This window comes from Pseudoalteromonas sp. NJ631 (genome assembly GCF_000276645.1).
Taxonomy (GTDB): domain Bacteria; phylum Pseudomonadota; class Gammaproteobacteria; order Enterobacterales; family Alteromonadaceae; genus Pseudoalteromonas; species Pseudoalteromonas piscicida.
Map to the genome: position 1 here is coordinate 1 of NZ_AKXJ01000029.1, position 6,806 is coordinate 6,806.

The window sequence follows — 6,806 nt, forward strand, 5'->3', positions numbered from 1 at the left end:
ACCGGCTACTTCCACCTGCTCCCGGTTTGCCACTGGCGTGCCGACAACGATATCCTGCTCATTGCTGTAGCGGGCTAATAACACAGAAAAAACGGCATGCAATCCCATAAACAACGTGGCGCCTCGTTCTTGGCACATGGCCATCAAGCGCTGGTATGTCGCTTGTTCTATCCTTGAGACATGGAGATTACCAGCAAAGCTTTGCACTGCCGGTCTGGGGTTATCTAGCGGCAGGCTGTGCAGCACCGGCAAGTCGGCAAGCTGCTTTTCCCAGTAAGCCAGCTGTTCATTCAGCACAGCTCCCTGCAAGTAGTTGCGCTGCCAGTGGGCATAATCGCCGTACTGGATCGCCAGCGGCGGCAAAGGGTTGTCCTGCCCCTGAACATAAGCCGTATATAAACGGCTGAATTCATTCACCAGTATGCCCATAGACCAGCCATCGGAGGCGATATGATGCATGGTCGCCAACAAGATATGCTCCTGAGGGGCTAATTTAAGTAACTGCACTCGCAACATTACATCCCGGCCTAGATCAAAAGGCATGACTGCTTCTGTTGAAACGATTTCAGCTATACGCTCGTTCCGCCGATCTTGTGAAAGCTCGGATAGATCCGTTAAAGACACTTGAAAGTCAACACCTTCCCGGACCTGTTGGACCGGCTCGCCGTCGTCGCCGGCAACAAAACAGGTGCGCAGGCTTTCATGGCGTAACAGGATAGTGGCAAAAGCCCGTTGCAAGGCGTCATTATCAAGGATGCCACTAAGCTTTATAGCGCTGGGAATATTGTAGTGGGCACTGCCACCGTCTATCTGATCTTGTAACCACAAGCTTCGCTGTGAAAAAGAAAGTTCAAGAACCTGCTCATCATTAATTTTCTTTATCTCAGGTACAGCACTCGCGCTTGTAGTTTTCGCCTGAATTAAATCAACAAGCGATGCTTTATGTTTTTTTAATAAGGTGATGAGTTCAGTGGAAAGCAATTCCTTCCTTCCTTTAACGCTTAACTCCCCGGAAACATCAAGAGATAAATAAATCTCTTGAGATTTTAATTCTTTTAATAATTCTTTTAGGGATCCCATTAAAACGAGTCCAATTCATCCATAATTAATACTAAGTATCACAGATGATACTTCCATGAATTTACAACAAATAAACACCCGATAAACAATATAACAAGATTAAACATCAATCAAAAAAAATTTGCAAAAACTTTAATATTAATAAGCAAAAGCACTTTCAAGTTGATTGAAAAGCTCTTGAATATTCCCTTCCTCGAACCCTGTTTCTGTCTCTTCCCGCTGGATAAATTCGTACATCATGCCCGAATTTTTCTCTCGCTTGGTAAATATTTGCAACAAGCCTTTTCCTTTAATGATATTGGTCGAAAACTCTAACCCCTTTTTGGTTAATGCCCTAGCAACTTCTTCTATATCTTCAACCGTTATAGCGACATGCTGAACTCCCGGACCATATTCATCTATATATTTACAAACTTGAGATTCCGGCCCTGTTCCCTGAACCAAAACCACAGAAAAGTTTCCCACGGTCAATTCAGCAGATTTCATTCCAGAGAAAGCACCTTTAATTTCTCTTCTTTCCAGAAGCTTAAAGTTTAATATTCCTTGATAAAAAAATAATGCTTCATCCATATTTTTTACCGCTATTGCAATGTGGTCTATTCTAGCCGCACATCCAAAAAGATCTTTCATTCAAACTCCCCTTCTTACATCTATTAAAAATTTAAAACACATATTCATCATTCAGGGCGTCGATTGCACTCGCCCCCAACAAGCGCATATTTACACTTAATTGTTCAAAAATCATTTCTTGCAGCTGCGCTAAGCCTCTTTCTCCATAAGCTGCCAAGGCATATAAAAACGGTCGCCCCAAAAAAGTAAAGCAAGCACCACAACTAATTGTTTTTATTATATCTTCACCACTTCTTAATCCGGAATCCAACATAAGAAATTCTCGGTCAAACTCTTTGCTAAATACCTGGTTTAATAAAGTAATAGGAGCCGGTACTGAGTCCAATTGCCTACCACCATGATTGGAAATAATGATCGCATCCACTCCCATTTTTTTTGCGGTATGGGCATCACTCACCGACATAACTCCCTTTAAAATTAACTTTCCCTGCCATTTATCTCGGATCTCATCAATAACCGCCCAGTTCAACTCCCCCCCTGTTTGTATGGACATTAATTCAGAGAAGCTTAAATTGGGTTGGTCTTCAATTAGGTTTTGGTAAAGAGGGAAAGTCAGTTTCCCCGAGACCAGATGCCTAAACAGCCATGCAGGATGCGTGACTGAGTCAATAACATTTGAAACCTTGAGCTGGTAGGGGATCCTCAGTCCATTATACCTATCCCTTCGTCTTATACCCGGAACTGGCGCGTCGACTGTCACCACTAACACCGGACATTGATGCTTTTGCGCATGGCTGATCAGTACATCCGTCTGTGACTTTATTTTCGAAAGGTACAACTGAAACCAAGGTGAAACCCCAGACTCCTTTACTAGCACATCAAGAAAACTATTCGAAGCCGAGCTAACAATATAGGGAATATTGTATTTAGCCGCCGACTTCGCCAGCATCATTTCCGCTTTAGGATGAATCAGGCCACACAACCCCAATGAAGCAATTCCGTATGGTGCCGCATACGATAACCCCAAAATATCAGCATTTAACAACCCCGGTCCTGTTTGACTTCCCATACGGGGAATCAGCTGAATATTTTTAAACCCCGCAGTATTCCCTTGAAGGGTTTTCTCATCTCCCGCGCCACCATCAATAAAGTCCATAACAAATTTTGGCAGCTTCCTTCTGGCAGCCTTCCTGAAATCGGAGTCACAAGTATACTGATCCAGTTTCATATCATCTCAGTTAGCATGTTAAATTTCCTTGTACCATAAGACTGTATCATCAAATATGCCTCTAGAGTTTAAGTTCGATTTCATCTTCATGTGTTGACTCATTCCGGGAATAAAGCAAGTCGTCAATATATTGCTGGCTGTCGAGGAAATCAGCGATAAGAGCCACGGTTTGCAGTTTAAAGATTTCTTTTAACGGCACTTCAATACCGGTTTTAGCTTTTGTTTTTGACAATACACGCATGGCCATTAAGGAATGTCCTCCTAACTCAAAAAAGTTATCCTGAATACCGACACGTTCAATTTCGAGAACATCCTGCCAGATTTCACACAGGATTTTTTCCATCTCGGTGCCGGGCGCTATATATTCAGTGCTTGATACCTCAGTGTCAGGATCTGGCAAGGCTTTGCGGTCAATCTTGCCGTTAATATTGAGCGGTAAGTTATCCAGTAACACAAATGCCGATGGCACCATGTGCTCAGGCAAGCACTCAAGCAAATGCCGACGCACGGCCGCAATAAGCTCTTCTTCCCCTTTAGATGCCACCAAATAAGCAATTAAGCACTTATCACCTTCACGTATATCCCTAGCAATCACCACAGAATCTTTAACCCCTGGACAGAGCGACAATGCATGCTCAACTTCTCCTAGCTCGATCCTAAATCCGCGGATTTTCACCTGATGATCGATGCGGCCGATAAACTCTAACTCACCATCTGGCAACCATCGAACCAGATCTCCGGTACGGTATAAACGCTCGCTCGAGTGGAGATTTTGCGCATCAAAGTAAGGGTTAGCGACAAATTTTTCTGCTGTCAGCTCTTCCCGGTTCAAGTACCCCCGAGTAACTCCGGCTCCACCAATATACAATTCTCCCGCCAGTAATGGGGGACATAGCTGCTGCGCTTCATTTAGCACATAGAGGCTGGTATTTTGCAATCCGCGACCTATAACTGCACCCGTATGATTTAAAGTTTCCGCAGACACCTCTTTATAAGTCGTTAATATGGTGGCTTCTGTTGGCCCGTAAAGTTCAATTACCTTAGCTCGGGAAAAAGACGCTTTAAGACGCTTGAGTAAACTTACTGGCACATAATCGCCACCAACAAACAATGCTCTGACATTTGCGAAGCTTTCATTGTTTTTATCTTTAAAATCAACAACCTCATTCATTAAGCTAGGTACGGCATGTAGCAAGGTACATTCTCTGGTAACCTGAGAAAATTGCTCCAGATTAAGTAAAACGTTCCTATCAACAAGAATAGTTTTTCCGCCACTTATCAGGGTCAAAAAAAGTTCAAAAAGTGAAATATCAAATGCAAAGGACGCGAAACAAGCAAAAGTATCTTCGGCTGAGACTTCAAAAGTTGAAATCAAACCAGCTAGCAGGTTAGATAAATTCCTGTGCTCGACCATAACTCCTTTTGGCTGCCCAGTTGAACCTGAGGTATATATCACATAGGCTAGGTGTTGCAACGACAAACCCAATGAGGATAACGGCAAGTTATTATCCGGCATTGTCGCTAGCGCAGCCTGCATGCTTTCATCGTCCAGGCAAATAACCCGTACAGTGTCTACCGAAGAGGTGTTAGATATCTGTAGCTGGCTCAGGACAATTTTCACACTGCTGTCATTAAGCATATAACGCACGCGTGCCTCAGGATTAGCAGGGTCGATAGGGACATAGGCCGCCCCTGCTTTCAGCACCGCCAGTATACCTACAACCATATCCAAAGAATGTTCAATACAGAGTCCGACCAGGGTGTCTGGTTTAACACCTTGTGCTACCAGATAATGCGCCAGCTGGTTGGCGCGCTGGTTTAACTCCCGGTAACTGAGGCAAGTTCCGTTATATTCCAGAGCCTCTCTTTCGGGAGCTTGTGCCGCCCGAGCTTCAAATAATTCATGCATACACATATCTGATGGACACTGTGCTGCCGTTGCATTCCAGTCAACGAGTAACTGTCTGCTTTCCTGCTCGGTTACTATGCCTAGCGAAAAAACATTTTCATGGGGTGACTGTAACACGGCGGATAATAAGCTTTCAAAATGTCCCGCCATTTGTGCTATGGTTTCACTTTTAAATAAGGCGGTATTGTAGCCCCAGCCAAGCCTTAGTCCATTAGCACTTTCCACGATATTCAGGGTTAGATCAAATTTGGCGACTCCTTTACCTGGCATTTCTATCGCGGACAAGGTTAATCTAGGCAGAGACAAATGGCCTTGTTCATTGTTTTGCAACGACAGCAAAACCTGAAATAAAGGATTATGGCTCAGGCTTCGCATCGGCTGCACTCGTTCGACGACCTGCTCAAAAGGAACTTGTTGGCGGGCATAGGCATCAAGCAGCTTGGCTTTACTGTCGGCCAGTACCTCAAGAAAACTCGGCTCGCCAGATAAGTCACTACGCAACACTAAGGTGTTAACAAAAAAACCTATCAAGTCAGATACTTCTGAAGGCTCCCGGTTTGCCACCGGAGTCCCCATCACAATATCACGTTCATTGCTGTAACGAGATAACAATACCGAGAAAACCGCATGCAGCCCCATAAATAAGCTCGCCCCTAGCGACTGGCACAGGGCTGCCAAATGCCCATAACTTACTTTATCGATTGTTGAAAAGTGCACGTCACCGTCAAAACTCTGGATGGCCGGTCTCGGATAATCCAATGGTAGACTATGCATTTCAGGCAAGTCCGACAATTGTCGCTGCCAATAATCGAGTTGCTCGTCCAGCACAGCCCCTTGCAACCAGTCCCGTTGCCAATGGGCGTAATCGGCATACTGAATGGCAAGCGGTGCTAGAGGATCCGCTTCTCCGTTCACAAAAGCGCTGTATAGGCGGCTAAATTCCTTAACCAGTATTCCGGTTGACCAGCCGTCAGAAGCGATATGGTGCATAGTGAGCAGTAGAGCATGTTCTTGATCACTCAGTTTAAGTAATTGTACTCTCAACATTAGATCTCGGCTCAGATCAAAAGCCAGCCCCGCCTCTTTCGAAGCCTCTTCAGTAATTTTTCGCTCGCGCTCCTGTACTGACAGCTTGGATAAGTCGGTTATGGGAATAGTAAAGCTGACCTTTTGCTGGATCACTTGCAGAGGTTCGCCTTCATCTCCGGAGCAAAAGCAGGTACGTAAGCTTTCATGGCGCTCAACTATGCAGCTAAAGGACTGTTGCAGAGCCACCAGATCTATAGTGCCTGTCAGTTTTAAAGCCGCAAAAATATTGTAATGGCTACTGCCTTGTTCAAGTTGATCCAAAAGCCATAAACGCTGCTGCGAAAAAGACATTGGATTTTCAATACCCTCAGCCCGAGGACTTATCTTGGGCAACTTAGTCTCTTTTACCTCTGGCTGGGACGCGACTTGTTTAAGGTAATCGATTATCGCTTGCTTCTGAACAATAATTGCAGATTTTAGCTCGTCAGGAAATTCACCCTTTTTAACTTTATATTTTAGGTTTTCCCCGTCCAGATAAAGGAAAACTCCACTATCTAGCGCTTGCTTAAAAATATTTTCAGCTAACAACTTATAAAACCCCTTCTTCTAATTCTTCTTCCTTATACGAGTCGATAAGGTTTTCATTTTCTTGTAGTTTCTGCTTTGAAAGCAAGATATCTATACTAGCTGCCAGCTCAGCGACAGAAGATAATTCAAATACTTCTCTGATGGAGAACCCTGAATATTCGATGGCGAAGGCTTCTTTGATTTGTGTTACCAAACTAATAGCCATTAGTGAATGCCCACCTAATGCAAAGAAATTGTCCATAACACCAACTCTATCGACTTCCAATACATGCTGCCAAATAGAACACAACATGGCTTCAGTGTCTGTCCTAGGAGCAACATATTGTGCGCTTGATACTGCGCTCTCGGGCTCAGGCAAAGCATGGCGGTTGAGCTTACCGTTGACCGTTAACGGCAAAGCCT

Annotated in this window: 5 protein-coding genes; all 5 read right to left on the minus strand. The window is 44.3% G+C overall.

The features are described from left to right. Positions 1-1,080: condensation domain-containing protein (locus A587_RS24360; RefSeq protein WP_036965259.1), on the minus strand; the 1,080-nt coding region annotated here is incomplete at its 3' end. 138 nt (positions 1,081-1,218) lie between these two features. Continuing rightward, positions 1,219-1,710, minus strand: a complete 492-nt coding sequence (locus A587_RS0123605; RefSeq protein WP_017219554.1) for a VOC family protein — start codon at positions 1,708-1,710, stop codon at positions 1,219-1,221. 31 nt (positions 1,711-1,741) lie between these two features. After that, positions 1,742-2,878 (minus strand): alpha-hydroxy acid oxidase, encoded by a 1,137-nt coding sequence (locus A587_RS0123610; protein ID WP_017219555.1) that lies wholly within the window; start codon positions 2,876-2,878, stop codon positions 1,742-1,744. Between the two features lie 61 nt (positions 2,879-2,939). Further along, positions 2,940-6,404 (minus strand): non-ribosomal peptide synthetase, encoded by a 3,465-nt coding sequence (locus A587_RS24365; RefSeq protein ID WP_017219556.1) that lies wholly within the window; start codon positions 6,402-6,404, stop codon positions 2,940-2,942. A gap of 1 nt (position 6,405) precedes the next feature. After that, positions 6,406-6,806: phosphopantetheine-binding protein (locus A587_RS24370; RefSeq protein WP_017219557.1), on the minus strand; the 401-nt coding region annotated here is incomplete at its 5' end.

Coding starts and splice junctions, on each gene's coding strand:
- A587_RS0123605 (WP_017219554.1), bottom strand. CDS start 1,710: ATGAAAGATCTTTTTGGATGTGCGGCTAGAATAGACCACATTGCAATA.
- A587_RS0123610 (WP_017219555.1), bottom strand. CDS start 2,878: ATGAAACTGGATCAGTATACTTGTGACTCCGATTTCAGGAAGGCTGCC.